Origin of the sequence: Nodosilinea sp. P-1105 (assembly GCF_012911975.1) — a bacterium.
Taxonomy (GTDB): Bacteria; Cyanobacteriota; Cyanobacteriia; order Phormidesmidales; family Phormidesmidaceae; genus Nodosilinea.
In genome coordinates this window covers 82,442-98,179 of sequence record NZ_SMDQ01000011.1, presented here as the reverse complement: position 1 = coordinate 98,179, position 15,738 = coordinate 82,442, and the positions used below count along the sequence as shown (strand labels likewise).

Here is a 15,738-nt window from a genome sequence, read left to right as displayed (position 1 = left end):
AACATATGGGTTACGTAAGGGTTAAGGCAGCCGGTCAGCCCGGTTTACTTTCATCACCGATCGGATAAAGGCTATCCCTGTGACCAGAGCTAACGCCCCAGGCAGTAGCGCTAACCAGGCTAATTCAGACAATAGTAACCCAGTTGCTGAAAGGGTGAACGCGCCCACCAAAATAGCATAGTTATTAGCCATGCTAACGCCACTAATGCGCCGCAAGGCGCGATCAGTTTCAATTGATCGCACCCGCACTCGAATATCTCCCCGTTCTAGCTTATCGAGAGTATCTTCAATGCGTCTGGGCAAGCCTAGGGCCGATGTACTGACCTGGGCTGCTTGACGGCTAATTTCCCCCAATAGGCTATTGGTACCATCGGTCGAATTGCCAGTATTCATAAGCTGTGCCGCAAACGGCTTAGCCGCCTCCATAAAATTAAACTCGGGATCAAGCCCTTTGCCAACCCCTTCTAGGGTAGAAAACGCCCGCATCACAAAGGTGAAGGTGGCCGGAAATCGGAAGGGCTGGTCGTAGGCCACCGCATACAAGTCGTCGCTAATGGCATCAATGGACTGCTCCTCAAAGGGTTTGTCCATGAAATTATCCAAAATATATTGGATAGAACGACGGACTGGGCTCATGTCTTCCACTTCAGCCAGAGCCCCCAGCTCAATCAGGGAATCCATGACTTGATCAGCATTACGCTGGGCAACACCCACAAACGTTCCCATTAACCGCTGGCGCGTCACCGGCTGAACCTGGCCCATCATGCCAAAGTCATAGAAAATCAGGGAACCGTCTAGGCTGACAGCAATGTTACCGGGATGAGGATCAGCATGGAAGAAACCCTCACCCAAGAGCTGGTGTAAATAGGCTTGAGCGCCTAGTTGAGCTAGCCGCTTACGATCTAGACCGGCGGCCTCCAGAGCATCGTAGTGGCTGATTTTAATCCCTGGCATATATTCCAGGGTCAGCACCCGAGGCGAGGTAAACCGCCAAAATACCCGGGGCACATTCACCCAGTCTGCTTGGCGAAAGTTTCGCCTGAAAGTATCAGCGTTGCGACCTTCATTTAGATAATCAATTTCTTGCCACAAAATGCGACAGCATTCTTCGTAAATGCCGACCCAGTCTCGGCCCTTGCCCCAGTTAGGGTGATTTTGGAAATAGTGAGCAATGCCTTTGAGAATAGACAGATCAATCGTAAATAGTGCCTTTAAGCCCGGTCGCTGTACCTTGACCACCACCTCTTCGCCATTGTGAAGCTGAGCCCGATGCACTTGACCAAGGCTGGCTGCGGCTAGGGGAATTGGATCAAAGGTGCGGTAAAGGGTTTGAATAGGCTTGCCCAGATCAGTCTCAATGATCTGGCGGGCTTGCTCATAACTAAAGGCTGGTACTCGGTCTTGCAGCTTCGAGAGCTCTTCAACAAACTCAATCGGGAAAATATCTGCCCGAGTCGAAAAAAGCTGCCCAACTTTAATGAAGGTGGGACCTAGTTCCAACAGTGTCTGTCGAATCCAAACAGCTAACCGACGGCGGCGGGCCGCTTGTTTCTCTGGAGTGATCGTGCCCCCATAGCTCCAAGCTTTACCATAGAGCCACCGAGCCCCTAGCAACCGCAGCACAAATCCCCAGATATCCACAAATCGCCGCTGGCGAGAATAGTGACCTCGGTTCCACCGGTAAGCGTCTTGGGTAAATACCAAAGGTTTTTCTACGGTAGAAACCGCAACATGGCCGTTTGAGGCAGAGCTATGGGCCGACGATGCTCCCATAATCTCCGGCAGGACGTCCTGAGATTGGCCCACGACATCTTTCCCATCCCCTTGCGGTAATGAGTCAGCCACAGGCGGTGCAGATGAATCTGAAACAGCGGACACTCAAACTCCTATACCCTTAGTCCGGTTCTATATAAGACGATAACTCAGCCCATCAAAAAACTTGGCTGTCACCCCTTGAACATAACAGCCAGGTTGATTGGGTGAGGAGCTACAGATGGCCCCTAGCCCTCAGACCGTGGTGCGATATTGCTGCAGCGCCACCCGCACTTGAGCAACCTCGGCCCGTAAGGTATCGATGGTGGCTTGTAAATCTTGGGTTGATGAGCCATCTGTACCAGAGCCAGCGGTGGAAATTACCCCAGAGGCAGTCTGAGCCGCTTCCGCTTCCGCTTGCTGGGCCCGGGCCATCACATCCTCTGTCAATTGTCGCAGGCGTTCGCGCTGCTCCGCATCAAACTTACCCAGCAGGCTTAAGCTGTCTGTGACCAGACGTTCGGCCTGCTCGTTGAGCACCTCGGCCAAGGCGCGGCCAACAAAAAATGCGTGCAGCATAGGGTCGCTCATAGTTATCCTCAGTGGATGCTTACCTAGGTTTATAAAATTATAACCCTCTTAACATCTTCAGCCCATGATAAACCCGGAGGGTAGCTGGGTTTCTGAACCAAACATCTCAGCAGATACAAGCCCACTTATGGGCTCAACCATCTTTAGGCCATGGATGACACACCATGGATGACACACATAAAGTATTTGCTGTAATACGCTTAGCTAGAGCTTGGGGATGCAGCTCACCATAAAGTACCCGCTAGAGCCGCTATCCCATCAGGGATTCCCGCCTGTGCGGGAATGACGCTGGGACTTGATTAACTTGCGAGTCCCCAGGGGCAGGAGCAGCAGGGCGAGTGTGATTGGTTGGAGGGGCTGGAGCCGATATCCCTGGGGCGGCACCTGGGGTAGCTCCAGAAGAGGGAGATGGGGAGGGGGCTGGGGCCTGAGGTAAGGAAGGGGGCGCTAGGGGCGGCGGCGGATCAACCGGCGGAGCGGCTTCTCGCCGCTGAGTGCCGCCGTTGGATGTTCCCTCTGGGGGGGGAGAAGGAGCGGCTTCTACAGGATCTGGCCGCCGTTCCCTTGGAGCTGGTTCTGGGTCGGGCATGGGTGGCGCAGCGGTGGGATCTGGGGCTGGCACTTGGGGCTGGGGGGTAGACGGTAGGCCCAACTCCGGGGCTGAGTTAGGTTGGGTCTCTTCGAAGCGGCTGGGGGGAGCATCGCCATAGTTCGGTCGGCGACGCAAACTAGGGGCTTGATCCCAAGGCTGCCAGAGGGTGTTCTCTGACCAGTCAGGTAAGGAAGGGAAGGACTGATTGGGGTTGAAGCGATCCGCAGCCGGGGACGACGAAACGTTGGCGGGTTGTAAGCGAGCATAGAGGCCCAGACTAAGCCCAGCTAAACTGGCCACCAGGCCTGTTAACCCTAGGGCCAAGGGTGTCCAAGCCGAGCGTCGCTGACCGACTGGGGGCTGATGAGGGGCCAGAATTTGAGTTGTAGGAGCGCCTTGGGATGCAGGATGGGTGATTCCCCCACCTGTGGATTGGGCATGAGGGCTGGGGGCAGGCACAGGCTGGGGGGGCGGTGGAGTTGGCTGGATGGCTTGGGTATTCGAGGCCGGTGACATCTGGTTGAGGGAGGGAAGTAACGCCCCCCAAGCGGCCAAGGAGAGGGGGGCAGCACCATGACTACCAGGTTCCACCAGTGCATCCAGGCTGGGGGGCAGACTAGGCTGACGGTGGCGCATATCCACCGCTAAAGGAGCTTGGGTGGCTGCCGCTGGGTAACCGGTAAGCAGGGTATAAAGCAGGCGACTTAGAGCCTTTACCACAGCTGGCTCTAGGGTAGCGTCATCCGCTGGCTCTGCGGGGGGCAAATCAAATCCGACGAACGTCAAGGTTTGGCCATCGGCCCCCTGCCAGAATTGGTCTAAATGCAAACGCAAGCCCCCCCAACCAAAGGATCGTAGGACGTTTAACCCGCTGTAGAGTTGATGCATCAGAGCCAGGCTACGATCAACAGGGAATGGCACCTGAGGCGATACCAACCGGGACAAGGGCACCCCTAGGGTGGTGGGTAAGGTTTGGTAGCATACCCCGTCTTCTTCAAACCCCGATAATACCCCTGATAATAAAGGATGTTGCCAGGTGGGCAGGGTCTCCAGATGGTGATAAAACCCTTGTCGGACCTCAGTTGGAGGGATAGCTTCGGGATGGCGACTACCCAGAATGCGCAACTGGACCCATTCACCTTTAGGCACATGGGTGGCCAAATACACTGGACCAATGGTGTCGTCGATGCCCTGGGCATCAATCACATAGGAGCCATGTTTGAGGGCAGTGCCAAGGGCGAGGGTCATAGGCGCAGAAAAGCCGAATGGCTGCAAGTGGTGGATTTCCCTGCCACTTTAACACCTGTTGCGGGAGGCATAGATAGATGGAGCTACTGATTGTCCTAGGAGCGATTGTTGTCGCTATCTTGGTGTTTGGTTGGGTGTTTAAGCTGATTAGGAATACGCTGCAAATGGCGTTGTTTATTGGCTTTGTGTTGCTGGTCTTGTACTTTGTTTTGGGGGTTGGACCTGGGTCGCTATGGGAACAGCTGCAAAACTGGCTCTCGGACCCAGCAGGCCCATAGACGCTAATTTCCATACCAGGTGGATACCGAGGGCTGGGTTTCCACCAATAGCCGCCCCCGGGAAATCACTTGGGTGACGGTGGCGGTGCGTCGAATAGCATCGTAAGGAGTTTCGGCATCTAACACTATCAGATTGGCCGGGCGACCGACGGCGATGCCATAGTCAGATTCTACTTTGAGGGTCTTGGCCCCATTCATGGTCACCATGTCATAGCAGGCGTCAATTTCGGCTTGGCCTGTCATCTGACAGACATGGACGGCCATTGCGGCCACTGTCAACATGTTGCCGGTGCCCAAGCTATACCAGGGATCTTGGACACAGTCATGGCCTAAGCTGACATTCAGCCCCTGCTGCCAGAGTTCTTTGACCCGTGTCACCCCGCGTCGTTTGGGATAGGTATCTGTCCGTCCTTGCAGGGTAATGTTGATCAGTGGATTAGCAATGAAATTGATGCCGGATTTGGCTAATAGGCCCATCAGCTTCATGGCGTAGGCATTGTTGTAGGAGGCCAAGGCGGTGGTGTGGCTGGCCGTGACTCTTGCCCCTAGTCCCGATCGCGTGGCGCTAGCGGCGACCACTTCTAGGAATCGGGATTGATCGTCGTCAATTTCGTCGCAGTGAATGTCGATCAGGGTGTCATAGCGATGGGCCAGTTCAAAGATACGGTGGACTGATTGCACCCCGTCTTCTCGGGTCATTTCGTAGTGAGGAATGCCGCCAACGGCATCGGCTCCGAGCTTCAGGGCGGTTTCTAGGAGTGCATCGTTGCCGTCGCTACCATAGATGCCATCTTGAGGAAAGGCGACCACCTGCACGGTGATCCAATCTTTAACGGCATCCCGCACCTCAAGCAGGGCCTGAAGGGCAATCAAGTTAGGTTCACTGACATCGGCATGGGTGCGCACAAACAGCACCCCCTGCTGTGCTTGCTGCTTGAGGGTGGCGATCGCCCGAGTTTTGACGTCCTCTAGGGTCAAGGACTGCTTGCGATCGCGCCAAATATCAATTCCTTCGAACAGGGTGCCGCTTTGGTTCCAGCGGGGTTGTCCGGCCGTCAGGGCCGAGTCTAGATGAATATGAGATTCCACAAAGGGTGGGCTGACTAATCGGCCCGCGATCGCCAGTTCCTGAGCCGCCAGTACCTCCAGACGAGGGGAGATGGCATAGATGCGGCCATCAGAGATGGCAATATCGACCAGATCGGGGGCGCCCACCAGCCGACACTGCCGCAGAATTAGGTCAATGCCCTCAGTTGTCCCCTCGATTGTCATAAATCTTGCCCTGGGTGAACGCCATGCCTAAACTCTAAACCGAAATTTCTGGCTAGAGCGAATTTTTTGGCTGCGGCCGGTAGCGATGCTGGTAGGGATCAAGATCGGCCCATACCACAACTGGCCGACCTAGGTCGGCCGACCAGCGAGGGAATACAATGGGATAACTCAGGACGAGACAGCGCAGCGATCGTGGTTACTGGCTAGCGAGCTGTAGCTAGCGAGCCGCACTGGCAAATAACCCCGGAGCATAGGCTTCAATCACCCTGCCAGTCCTAGCGCAGGTAATCATCAAATAATCACAGGCAGGACATTGGGTGCGCACCAACTGATCGGGATCGATCTGGTGCCGCTCGGCCAGAGCACCACAGTTAGGACAGTGGACCTGTTGAGAATTGCAAATCATTTTGTGACTCCGGCTACTTTTTAGCTATGAACTTTGGCATGTTTTTAAAGTTGGGTTAGGTAAAAATAAGCCCGCAACGAGAAACTTCATTGCGAGGCCTTTGCAAAAGAAAAATCGGTTTACCTTACTCATCATTATGTCAAGTCTCGTCAGCGGGCGCAACGTCATTTCATAAATACTTAACCATGGGATCATTTCAGAATAGGCGATCCCCCCGCTCTAGGCGATCGCCAAGCCAGGCAAAATCTGACCTCTTCTTAAGTTTCCCCAGGGGTGGGGATCATGAAAAACAATTACTAAGATAGGTGGATCCCATCAAGTTAACCACCACTAATCAGCGCCCCATCAGCTGAAACTGATTAAATTCGACAACCTACAATGTTGTGTTCTTAAAAGGGCGACGGTAAGTCATCCTAAGTCAGAAATCTTAAGAAAATCTGTATCTTTCGACGGAAATTTTGGGTTGAGATCGTATTTCTTCAAGCGAGATGTTATCCCCGTAATAGAATTCAGGGGGCAGAATACAAGAACGGACTGGCTTCTGGCTCCTGACTCCTGACTCCTGACTCCTGGCCGATTCAGAATTTCCCAGCTAACGTTCATCCCTAAAGCCCATGCGCTATCGCATTCAGCACCATACCCAATATCGTTATCAACAGCCGGTCGTCCTGCGTTCCCACACCCTGCATCTCCGGCCCCGCAGCGATGCTGCCCAGCAGTTATTACGATTTAAGTTGGACGTCAGCCCGACTCCCCAGCGGCAGTCGAGTCTTGTGGATGTGGGCGGTAATCAGATCCTTGGGTTATGGTTTACTCCCGAGCCCACGGCGCAGCTCACCATTGTCACCACGGCTGAGGTAGAAACCTATCGCACCAATGCCTTTGATTACCTCGCCGAACCTTGGGCAGTGACGTTGCCGTTCGATTATCCTACGTCCCTGGCGGCCAACCTCTATGCTTACCTACACGCTCCGCTATACCCAGCCCCAGCCCCTGGGGTGGTTGACTTAGCCCAAGACCTGTTGCATCAGGTCAATGGCAATGCGGGCCTGTTTCTCACCGCCTTGACTCAGCGAATTTATGAAACCTGTCAGTACATTACCCGCTCCACGGGTCGCCCTTGGTCTCCGGGCATGACCTGGGGGAAAAAAATGGGCAGTTGTCGTGATCTGACCGTGTTGTTTATGGAGGCCTGCCGCTGCGTTGGGCTGGCGGCTCGCTTTGTCAGTGGTTATGAAGAAGGAGACAGTACGATTAGCGATCGCGACTTACATGCCTGGGCCGAAGTCTACATACCAGGCGGGGGGTGGCGGGGGTTTGACCCCACCCACGGCCTAGCTGTGACCGATCGCCACATTGTTTTGGTAGCGAGTGCGTTCCCGGCCCAAACCGCGCCCGTCATCGGCAGTACCGAAGCAGGGGCACGGGTGCCCGCTTCCCTGGATACAGAGGTGAAAGTCCAGGTGATCGAGGCTTAACAGCCAAGGGGCTTGGGCTCAGGGGTTGGGCTCAGCGGCCCAAAGCTTGACGCACCTGTTGGCGAAGCGCGATCGCTGGCTCATGGTCAGGATCCAGTTGCAGGGCCTTTTCCAGAGCCAGAATGGATTGTTCGTATCGTTTTAGGGCTAGGGTCGCCTCTCCCCGAACGGTCCAGGCCTCAACAGAATCGCGATCGTAGGCAATGGCACGTTCAATGGCTTCGATCGCCTCGGCGGATCGCCCCAGCTTTTGCAGCACCCGACCTCGGTCCACCCAGGCTTGAGACATCGCTGGCATTTTCTGATTCGTCTGTTCGTACAGGGCCAGGGCCGCTAACAGCCGTCCCTGCTGCTCTTCAGCGTTACCCTTACTGCGCACCGCGTCAGGGTAGTAGGCGCTGTAGGCCAAAGCATCATCACAGGCGACAATCGCCTCACTGGGGCGCTTCAGGGCAATCAATGTTTTACACCGCCCCAAGTAGGCGGGGGCGTGGTCCGACTTGATCTGAATGGCTTCATCATAAAGGCCCAACGCATCAGGATAGCGCCCCTTTTTCAAGAGACTATCCCCCTGATCAGTTAAGAACACAACTTTCTCTGCTGGCGGCAGCAACATTCCCAGATTAAGCGCTAAATCGGGAGGATCAGCGGACTGAAATGCCACCATCCCATCGCTAGTCTTGGGTTCAAACGCCACCGTTAGACCGCTTTGCCATAGGGCAACGGCAAGCATCCCGACCCCCACCAAACTCGCCATTACAGTGGGGCGTCGCCAGAAGCCTAGCCGGTTAACCCGTTGGCTGCTACTCGTGGCTTGGGGCAAAACCCCCTCAGGGCTATGGCCATTGGTGAACCCCGCATCCAGGGGAAACAGTGAGGTAGAATCTGGATCCTTAATCACTGCCGTCAGTTCTGAGGCCTCATCCACCTCGGTGGCCTCAGCGAGGCTTCCCGACAGCATGGGCTTCAGGCCATGGGCTCCCTTCATCCAAGTTTGATAGATGTGGTTGCCAATCAACCCCTGGCATGAATTAGGCAGATTTTGTAGGGCTTCTAAGGCTTCTTGGGCGGTGGGATAGCGATCGCGAAAGTCATAGCGCACCATCATATCCAGCACATGGGCCAAGGATGAGGAGACTGACGGCGCCTGCTTGCGCCAATCTAGTTCACTGGTGACCGGATCCTCATCGAGTTTTTGGGGGGCGATGCCAGTGAGGGCACGAATGCCTAAAATTCCCACCGCATAAACATCACTACTAAACCGGGGTTTACCCGCATACTGCTCGTTCGGCATATAGCCATGGGTACCAATAGCCACCGTCAAATTGGTAGCACCGGTTTCCGCATCCATCAGGGGCGAGGTAGAGACTTGTTTGACAGCCCCAAAGTCAATCAGCACCAGCTTGCCATCTCGATGACGGCGAATTAAGTTAGATGGCTTAATATCTCGGTGAATCACCTGTTGGCGATGCACAAAGGCCAGGATTTCGAGAACTTCTTGCAGCAGTAAGACCACTCGGGTTTCAGACCACGGCTTACCCTCTTCAATTTGACGGCTTAGGCGGCTCCCTTCAATATATTCTTGGGCTAGATAAAATTCTCGTTTTTCTTCAAAATGGGCCAATAGCGCCGGAATTTGAGGATGATTGCCCAGTTGATAGAGAACCCTGGCCTCGGTGCCAAACAGCCGTCGGGCCATGTCGAGGGTGCCTGTGTCCTTATCCTGCACCTTGAGCTGCTTGATCACGCAGCGGGGGTGGTTGGGCAAGTGCAGATCAGACACCAAAAAGGTACGGCTAAACCCCCCAGAACCTAGCCGCCGCAAGATCTGATATCGTCCTCCTAACAGTGTCTGCTCCATGCCCTGTTGATCATGTATTACCTATCCAACCGGTCATCGTTGCCGAGACACGGATGGCGGGAATGGTATTTTTTTACACTTTTAACTCAGATACTACGGATGTTTGGCGAAAGCATCTTTAACCTAGCCCAGCAACGGTTACATTGACTACGCCTGCTCTAGTGTATTCCCTCTTACCCTAGACTGTGTGCCTCATGGTACCGCTAACTTATAAGGCATTAATAATTAATATAAGTTCCTATCTGCTCCGAACAGATAGGAACTGGGCATAGCCCCCCAGAGCCCTTTTCTCAGGCAAGCACTCCCCCCCCTAAGCTACTGTCACTCGGGGTAGCAGGGTAGCAGCATTCCGCCGGGGACGGATCGCGACCACTAGATCGCGATCCGTCCCCGCCCCCCTAAGCCGCCACTAAACCGCGATGACGCAACAGGGCTTGGGTGCTGGGTTTCCGTCCCCGAAACGCTTTAAACACATCCATTGGATGGCGACTGCCCCCCAAGGCCAACACCGTATCCCGAAAACGATGGCCGGTTTCCGCCAGGGCCGTTTCATCATCCAGCCCCGCTTCCTCAAAGGCGGCAAAGGCATCTGCACTCAGCACCTCAGCCCAAAAGTAGCTGTAGTAGCCCGCCGCATAGCCCCCCGCAAAAATATGGGTAAAGGCACAGAGGAACGCATCTTCCGGCAAAGGATTCAGCACAGAGGATTGCTCAGCAATCCGGCGATTGACTTCAGCAATGGTTTCACCGCCATCAGGCCGATAGCGATGGTGTAGCTCAATGTCGGTCCAGCCAAACCGCACCTGGCGCAGAATAGCACTACCGGTCATAAAGGTGCGGGCGGCAACAATTTTTTGGTAAAGGTCCTCCGGCAAAGGCTCCCCTGTTTGATAATGGCGAGCCAGGGTCAACAGGGTTTCGCGATGGTAGCACCAGTTCTCCATAAATTGACTCGGCAGCTCTACCGCATCCCACTCCACATTGTTAATGCCAGCCGCCCCGGTGTAGTCCACCTGGGTCAGCATATGCTGCAAGCCGTGGCCAAACTCATGGAACAGGGTTTCCACATCCCGAAAGGTCATGAGACTAGGCTTACCATCCACCGGCGGGGACTGGTTACACACCAGATAGGCCACCGGCAACCGCACCTGGCCATTGAGTTTACCCCGGTTAATACAGTCATCCATCCAGGCCCCGCCCCGTTTTTCTGCGGGCCGACTATAGGGGTCAAGGTAAAAGTGAGCCATGGGATCACCGCTGCCGTTAAGCACCTGGAAGTAGCGCACATCAGGATGCCACACTGGAGCCTCCCCATCAGCGGGGGCAATGGTGATATCGAAGATGCGGTGAGCTAAAGCAAACAGGCCATCCAGCACCTGGGGCAGGGGAAAGTAGGGCCGCAGTTCTTCATCGTTGAGACCATACTTTTCTTCGCGAATGCGCTCAGCCCAAAAAGCCGTATCCCAGTGGGTGAGGCTGTCTGCTTCGGGGGCACCCTTGGCGTTTGCAAAAGCCTGTAATTCCTCCAGTTCCTTCACGGCAGTGTCGTAGCTAGCGACTCGCAGTTCATCCATCAGTTTGTCGATGGCCTCAACCGTGGGAGCCATTTTACGGGCCAGGCTGAGATTGGCATAGGTGTCATACCCCAACAAGTTAGCCATTTCATGGCGCAGGGCCAGAATTTTATCGATGCTGGCACTGTTATCTAAATCGCCTTCTGAAGCACGAGTCACAAACGCCCGATACAGCTTTTCCCGCAGGTCACGGCGGTGACTGTGCTGCATGAAAGGCCCATAGCTGGGGTAGTCAAGGGTAATGCGCCAAGGGCCAGCCGCTTGCGTGGCATCGGCATTACCAGCATCACGGGCCGCTTGGGCGGCTAGGGCCAGCAAACTGGGGGGCAGCCCGGCAATGTCTTCGGCGGTTGTGAGCGTGAGGCTAAACGCCTTAGTCGCATCCAACACATTGTTGGCGAATTTAGTGGTGAGCTCAGCCAGGGCTTGCTGAATCTGGTTGAACCGCTCTTTCTCTGCCCCCTCTAGCCCCACCCCAGACAGCTCGGCCTCCCGAATGGAGGACTCGACAATCCGCCGCTGGGCCGGGGCAAAGCTGTCCCATTCGGCACTAGCCCGCAGGGCCTTGAAGGCTTCGTAAAGGGGCTTACTCTGGCCCAGGCGGGTGGCAAACTGCACCAGAGCAGGCTGCACTTCCTCGTAGGCGGCCCGGAGTTCGGGGCTATTTTTCACCCCCATTAAGTGACCCACAATGCCCCAACTCCAGCCCAGACGTTCTTCGATTTGGGTGAGGGGTTCAACCAACCCGGCCCACGTCGGTAAAACTGTCGATTCCAGGGCCTCTAAGTCGGCGGCGAGATTATCTAGTAGGGCCGTGATACCCGGCACAATATGGGCAGTTTCGATGCTATGGAAGGGAGGTAGTCCGGCACCAATAAGCAAAGGATTTTGAACGATGGTAGCTGTCATAGTTACAGAATGGAACGAGGTAAACGATTACAAGAAGCCGTTCATCTAGCAGGGAGCCACCTAACCCAGTCCAAAAGCTGCTTTCAGGCTGGCACTTGTGGCATAAGAAGTTTAAGTAAGTCGTGATTTAGCCGAAGTCATTATGAGTTTACTTAAAAGTGTATCGCAATTTGCTAGTTGCCACACGCTTTTATTAAAGGCTGTCACTTACCATAGCTTTTATTTGCAGACTGATCCGATTTCTGTCTGAGGTTCGGGTCGTGGCTGGAAGGTTGGATGCGAAATAGCTCATTTCGGCGCATTATTGCAGGAATTGTCTTTTTCTCGCTGACGGTGGTAGCGGCAGTGGTTGGCTACATGTTGGCGGGTTGGGCGCTGCTGGATGCCGTCTACATGGTGGTGATCACGGTGTTTGGGGTGGGGTATGGGGAGGTGCAACCCCTGGCATCCCCCACCTTGAAGCTGTTTACAATTTTCGTGATTGTGGCCGGAGCGCTGTCTGTGGCGTACACCGTGACAGGCTTTGTCCAACTGATTACGGCAGGGGAAATTCGTCGGGCTCTAAATCTAAAGCGTATGACTAAAGAGATTGAGCGTTTGGACAACCATGTGATTATCTGCGGGTTTGGCCGCATTGGCCAATTGGTGGCCCGAAAGCTGACCAGCGATCGCCAAGCCTTCATCATTATGGATAGCGATCCAGAGCGGGTTGCATTGGCCCGAGAGCAAAACTATCTGGTTTACCAGGGCAATGCCACCGACGAAGTGGCCCTAGAGGCCGTTGGCATTCACCGCGCCAAGTCCCTCGCCACAGTGTTGCCCAATGATGCCGCCAACGTGTTTATTACCCTGACCGCCCGGGAGATGAACTGTAACTTAATGATTTTGGCTCGGGGGGAAATGCCATCGACGGAGAAAAAGCTGCGCTTAGCAGGGGCTGACCATGTGGTACTGCCCGCCTCTATCAGCGCCTTACGCCTGGCTCATTTAATCAGCCATCCCTCGGCCGTCGACTTTTTGGCCCAAACCGATGGCCACCATGGGCTGAACGAATTTTTGGCAGAGCTGGATATTCAGTTGAATGAACTCATCGTGGGAGGTGATTCACTCTTGATTGGCGGCACCATTGGGGACATTGAGGTGCGGGGCAAAGGCACGTTTATTACGGTGGCTCTGCGGCGAGCGGATGGCACAGTGATTATCCACCCCAGCCGGGAGACCTATTTGGCCAAGGGGGACTCCATCATTTTGATGGGGCACCAGGGGGATATGCCCAGCTTTGCCCAACAAAATGTTTTGAAAAAGGAGATGCGCTATCGGGGGGCCAGGGTACGTTGAGGATAGCTTCCTTGGGATGCCCTGCCTGCCCTTGCTAGGACCTATACCATCAGACATAAAGCGTTTCAGTTGGGTTTTTGTATACTGAATGCATGACAGCAGCGGCTACAGGGGATCGGCAGCCATGACCCTTCGGGTATCAGTAATTGACTTCTTTCAAGAACGCTGGCCCCAGGCGATCGCCAAGCTTCAGGGAATGCGGGGGCTGGGGCAGTTTCGCCCGGTGGGTGAGCAGTCCTCCTATTCCAGCTTGGTGATTGAATACACAGTGCCAGAGGAAAAGCTCTGGGCATTTCGCAAGTGGCACTGGGGGGTAATTCGAGCAGCCCAGCGGTTCGAGGGCTTTGTGCGCGCCGATCGCCATCGTCCTCTGAACTGTAAGCGTGGGTTGTTGCGGTGGTACTCGGTAATACACTTCGAGCACCCTGATCACCTCAACCAGTGGCTCCTCTCCGATGAACGGGAAGCCTTGCTACAAGAAGGACGGGAAATCTTTACTGCCTACAAATTTAAGTCCTTTGAGACCGGGCTTGAGGGCTGGTTCTGTCATCATTCGGGGGCTGAGCTATCGGGGTTAGGACCGCCCGCTTGGAAACAAATTCTGTCGGTGGTGTTAGCGCTGTACCCCGTGATTATGATCCAGGATTTAATTTTTGGGCATTTGGGGCTATTTGAAGACTGGTCAGCAGGTAGCGCCATGGTGGTCAATCTACTGATTACCACCTGCATTTTGACCCTGTTTGTGATGCCTGCGGTAGCCCGCATGTTGGACTTTTGGCTACAGCCCGCCCATCGCCGGGCCCCGCTACGGCAGGAGTTGGTGGGTACAGCCTTGACGGTGCTAGCCATGACCCTGATGGTCGTTGTGTTTAACGCTGTCGATTGAGCCCAGAGAAATGGAGCCCAGAAATTAAGCCAAGCCTATCTAGCCAAGAATATGCAGCCTGAGGTACAGACTAGTTTTCTGCTTCAGCCTTGAATAAAGCAAATAAGTCCATGGACACAATTACTGACTGATCCTTGATCCGGCCTTCGACTCCGCTCAAGCCTCGTCGCTGGTTGAGCGAAGTCGAAACCAGCGACGTTGAGCCCTTTATTTTTGTCCACCTACTTAAAGCAGCAGATTGCTGCCTTATCCCCAGAATCCATGAGTGTATCGTCAATTTTTCACGTGGCTAATCGACAGGTGTCGGTGCAGGCGGGTGGGCGATTTTTGATTCAAGTCGCCTATGGTCTGATCAACTTCTATATCCCGATCTTGTTTGTCAACCAAATGGGGCTATCGGCTACCTCGGTGGGGTTTGCCCTGAGTCTGTGCGCCGTGACGGAAGTGGGGGGGCATTTTCTGGGGGGTACCCTGACCGATGCGGCTCGGTTTGGCCGCAGAACCGTGCTGTCTTTGGCGGCGGTGTCGGGGATGGTGGTTTCGGGGATTTTGATGGTGGCCCACAACCTGGGACTGCTGATTGTAGCCAGTTTGGTGCTAGGGATTAGTTTGGGCTTTTACTGGACGGCCTCGAGTGCAGCGGTGATGGATGCCACCGCACCGGAGGATCGCAGTCAGGCGTTTGCGGTCATGGGGGTGTCAGAATATATTGGCGTTGGCCTTGGGGTATTGGGGGGCAGTGCCCTGCTGGCCATTGTCAAGCAGACGCCTCAGCTTCTATTTCTGGGCTGTGGGGTGATGTTCTTGGCCTTTTTGCTACTAATGCAGGGGGCTATGAAAGACGACTATCAGCCGGAGCTGAAGCAGGAAACGTCCACCCAGGGATTCATTAGTGCCCTGAAAGACAAAGCATTACTGGTTTTTTTGCTGGCCAATATTTTTTTCACCACCTATGTGGCGCTGGTTACCAGTACGATTCCCCTCTATTTCACCAACTTTATGGCAGGTAGTGATCCGATTCCAGGGGTGTCGGTCGGTAGCACAGCCAACCTATTTACCTGGTGCTATATCGGGGTTGGGGCGGTGCTCCAGCTGCCGACGACCAGCTTCCTCAAGCCATTTCGGCGAATTTTTGTGCTGATGGGGGGTATGGTGCTGTGGGGGGCTGGCTTTGCCCTGTTGTGGGCGGCGGGTACGTTCGCTGAGGCCCAGTTTATTTGGGCGATCGTGGCGCTATGCCTGCTGTCTCTGGCGTCGGTGGCCTACAAGCCATTTTTTGTGGCCACGGTGTCTGATCTGGCTCCCTCGTCCCTCCGGGGGGCCTATGTGGCGGTTAGCTCGCAATGTTGGACGGTGGGCTATTTTATTGGCCCTTTGCTGGGGGGCTGGGCGATGGATCAATCCCCCGTGGTAGCCCATCGGTTTTGGCTGGGGGTTGCGGCTAGCGTGGCGGTGTGCATTGTCCTGCTCTGGATCTTTGAAACTCTGCATACCCAGGTTTCTATACAGCCTTCAGAATCTTAGCTCCTGCTACTATGGCCACAGCTTTTGGT

At 54.7% G+C, this 15,738-nt stretch carries 12 protein-coding genes; 5 read left to right on the top strand and 7 right to left on the bottom strand.

Annotated features, from left to right (window positions below; genetic code table 11):
• Positions 1-21: 21 nt before the first annotated feature.
• From E1H13_RS07420 to E1H13_RS07410, 3 genes are all read right to left on the bottom strand, one after another.
• Positions 22-1,773 (bottom strand): AarF/ABC1/UbiB kinase family protein, encoded by a 1,752-nt coding sequence (locus E1H13_RS07420; protein WP_169612789.1) that lies wholly within the window; start codon positions 1,771-1,773, stop codon positions 22-24.
• Between the two features lie 234 nt (positions 1,774-2,007).
• The gene (locus E1H13_RS07415; RefSeq protein ID WP_169612764.1) at positions 2,008-2,343 is read right to left on the bottom strand and encodes a DUF6825 family protein; all 336 of its coding nucleotides are present in this window, start codon (positions 2,341-2,343) and stop codon (positions 2,008-2,010) included.
• 250 nt (positions 2,344-2,593) lie between these two features.
• The gene (locus tag E1H13_RS07410; RefSeq protein WP_169612763.1) at positions 2,594-4,183 is read right to left on the bottom strand and encodes a hypothetical protein; all 1,590 of its coding nucleotides are present in this window, start codon (positions 4,181-4,183) and stop codon (positions 2,594-2,596) included.
• Between the two features lie 77 nt (positions 4,184-4,260).
• Here E1H13_RS07410 and E1H13_RS07405 point away from each other — a divergent pair, with 77 nt between their 5' ends.
• Complete coding sequence (locus E1H13_RS07405; protein ID WP_169612762.1) at positions 4,261-4,461, top strand: hypothetical protein; 201 nt, start codon at positions 4,261-4,263, stop codon at positions 4,459-4,461.
• Positions 4,462-4,464: 3 nt separating this feature from the next.
• Here the strand turns inward: E1H13_RS07405 and codA are convergent, their stop codons facing one another.
• Together codA and E1H13_RS07395 are read right to left on the bottom strand one after the other, a co-directional pair.
• Positions 4,465-5,733 (bottom strand): cytosine deaminase, encoded by a 1,269-nt coding sequence (codA, locus tag E1H13_RS07400; protein ID WP_169612761.1) that lies wholly within the window; start codon positions 5,731-5,733, stop codon positions 4,465-4,467.
• A 217-nt stretch (positions 5,734-5,950) separates the two neighbouring features.
• Positions 5,951-6,139 carry a replication restart DNA helicase PriA gene (locus E1H13_RS07395; protein ID WP_206070160.1) on the bottom strand — a complete coding sequence of 63 codons (189 nt, stop codon included), beginning with the start codon at positions 6,137-6,139 and terminating at the stop codon, positions 5,951-5,953.
• A 614-nt stretch (positions 6,140-6,753) separates the two neighbouring features.
• Here E1H13_RS07395 and E1H13_RS07390 point away from each other — a divergent pair.
• On the top strand, positions 6,754-7,617 hold the full coding sequence (locus E1H13_RS07390) for a transglutaminase family protein (protein WP_169612760.1): 864 nt from the start codon (positions 6,754-6,756) through the stop codon (positions 7,615-7,617).
• 31 nt (positions 7,618-7,648) lie between these two features.
• Here E1H13_RS07390 and E1H13_RS07385 read toward each other — a convergent pair whose 3' ends face one another.
• Both E1H13_RS07385 and E1H13_RS07380 read right to left on the bottom strand, forming a co-directional pair.
• Positions 7,649-9,478 carry a serine/threonine-protein kinase gene (locus E1H13_RS07385; RefSeq protein WP_169612759.1) on the bottom strand — a complete coding sequence of 610 codons (1,830 nt, stop codon included), beginning with the start codon at positions 9,476-9,478 and terminating at the stop codon, positions 7,649-7,651.
• Between the two features lie 398 nt (positions 9,479-9,876).
• Complete coding sequence (locus E1H13_RS07380) at positions 9,877-11,961, bottom strand: M3 family metallopeptidase (protein WP_169612758.1); 2,085 nt, start codon at positions 11,959-11,961, stop codon at positions 9,877-9,879.
• Between the two features lie 276 nt (positions 11,962-12,237).
• On the opposite strand from E1H13_RS07380, the gene E1H13_RS07375 reads away from it, so the two are divergent.
• The 3 genes from E1H13_RS07375 (at position 12,238) to E1H13_RS07365 (ending at position 15,709) form a co-directional block, all read left to right on the top strand.
• Entirely contained in the window at positions 12,238-13,299 is a 1,062-nt protein-coding gene (locus E1H13_RS07375) for a potassium channel protein (RefSeq protein ID WP_169612757.1), read from the top strand.
• A 124-nt stretch (positions 13,300-13,423) separates the two neighbouring features.
• Positions 13,424-14,185, top strand: coding sequence for a hypothetical protein (locus E1H13_RS07370; RefSeq protein WP_206070158.1), 762 nt, complete (start codon positions 13,424-13,426; stop codon positions 14,183-14,185).
• Positions 14,186-14,446: 261 nt separating this feature from the next.
• On the top strand, positions 14,447-15,709 hold the full coding sequence (locus E1H13_RS07365; RefSeq protein WP_169612756.1) for an MFS transporter: 1,263 nt from the start codon (positions 14,447-14,449) through the stop codon (positions 15,707-15,709).
• Positions 15,710-15,738: the final 29 nt, after the last annotated feature.

Coding starts and splice junctions, on each gene's coding strand:
- E1H13_RS07375 (WP_169612757.1), top strand. CDS start 12,238: ATGCGAAATAGCTCATTTCGGCGCATTATTGCAGGAATTGTCTTTTTC.
- E1H13_RS07395 (WP_206070160.1), bottom strand. CDS start 6,139: ATGATTTGCAATTCTCAACAGGTCCACTGTCCTAACTGTGGTGCTCTG.
- E1H13_RS07380 (WP_169612758.1), bottom strand. CDS start 11,961: ATGACAGCTACCATCGTTCAAAATCCTTTGCTTATTGGTGCCGGACTA.
- E1H13_RS07370 (WP_206070158.1), top strand. CDS start 13,424: ATGACCCTTCGGGTATCAGTAATTGACTTCTTTCAAGAACGCTGGCCC.
- E1H13_RS07405 (WP_169612762.1), top strand. CDS start 4,261: ATGGAGCTACTGATTGTCCTAGGAGCGATTGTTGTCGCTATCTTGGTG.
- E1H13_RS07390 (WP_169612760.1), top strand. CDS start 6,754: ATGCGCTATCGCATTCAGCACCATACCCAATATCGTTATCAACAGCCG.
- E1H13_RS07410 (WP_169612763.1), bottom strand. CDS start 4,183: ATGACCCTCGCCCTTGGCACTGCCCTCAAACATGGCTCCTATGTGATT.
- E1H13_RS07385 (WP_169612759.1), bottom strand. CDS start 9,478: ATGGAGCAGACACTGTTAGGAGGACGATATCAGATCTTGCGGCGGCTA.
- E1H13_RS07420 (WP_169612789.1), bottom strand. CDS start 1,773: ATGGGAGCATCGTCGGCCCATAGCTCTGCCTCAAACGGCCATGTTGCG.
- codA (WP_169612761.1), bottom strand. CDS start 5,733: ATGACAATCGAGGGGACAACTGAGGGCATTGACCTAATTCTGCGGCAG.
- E1H13_RS07365 (WP_169612756.1), top strand. CDS start 14,447: ATGAGTGTATCGTCAATTTTTCACGTGGCTAATCGACAGGTGTCGGTG.
- E1H13_RS07415 (WP_169612764.1), bottom strand. CDS start 2,343: ATGAGCGACCCTATGCTGCACGCATTTTTTGTTGGCCGCGCCTTGGCC.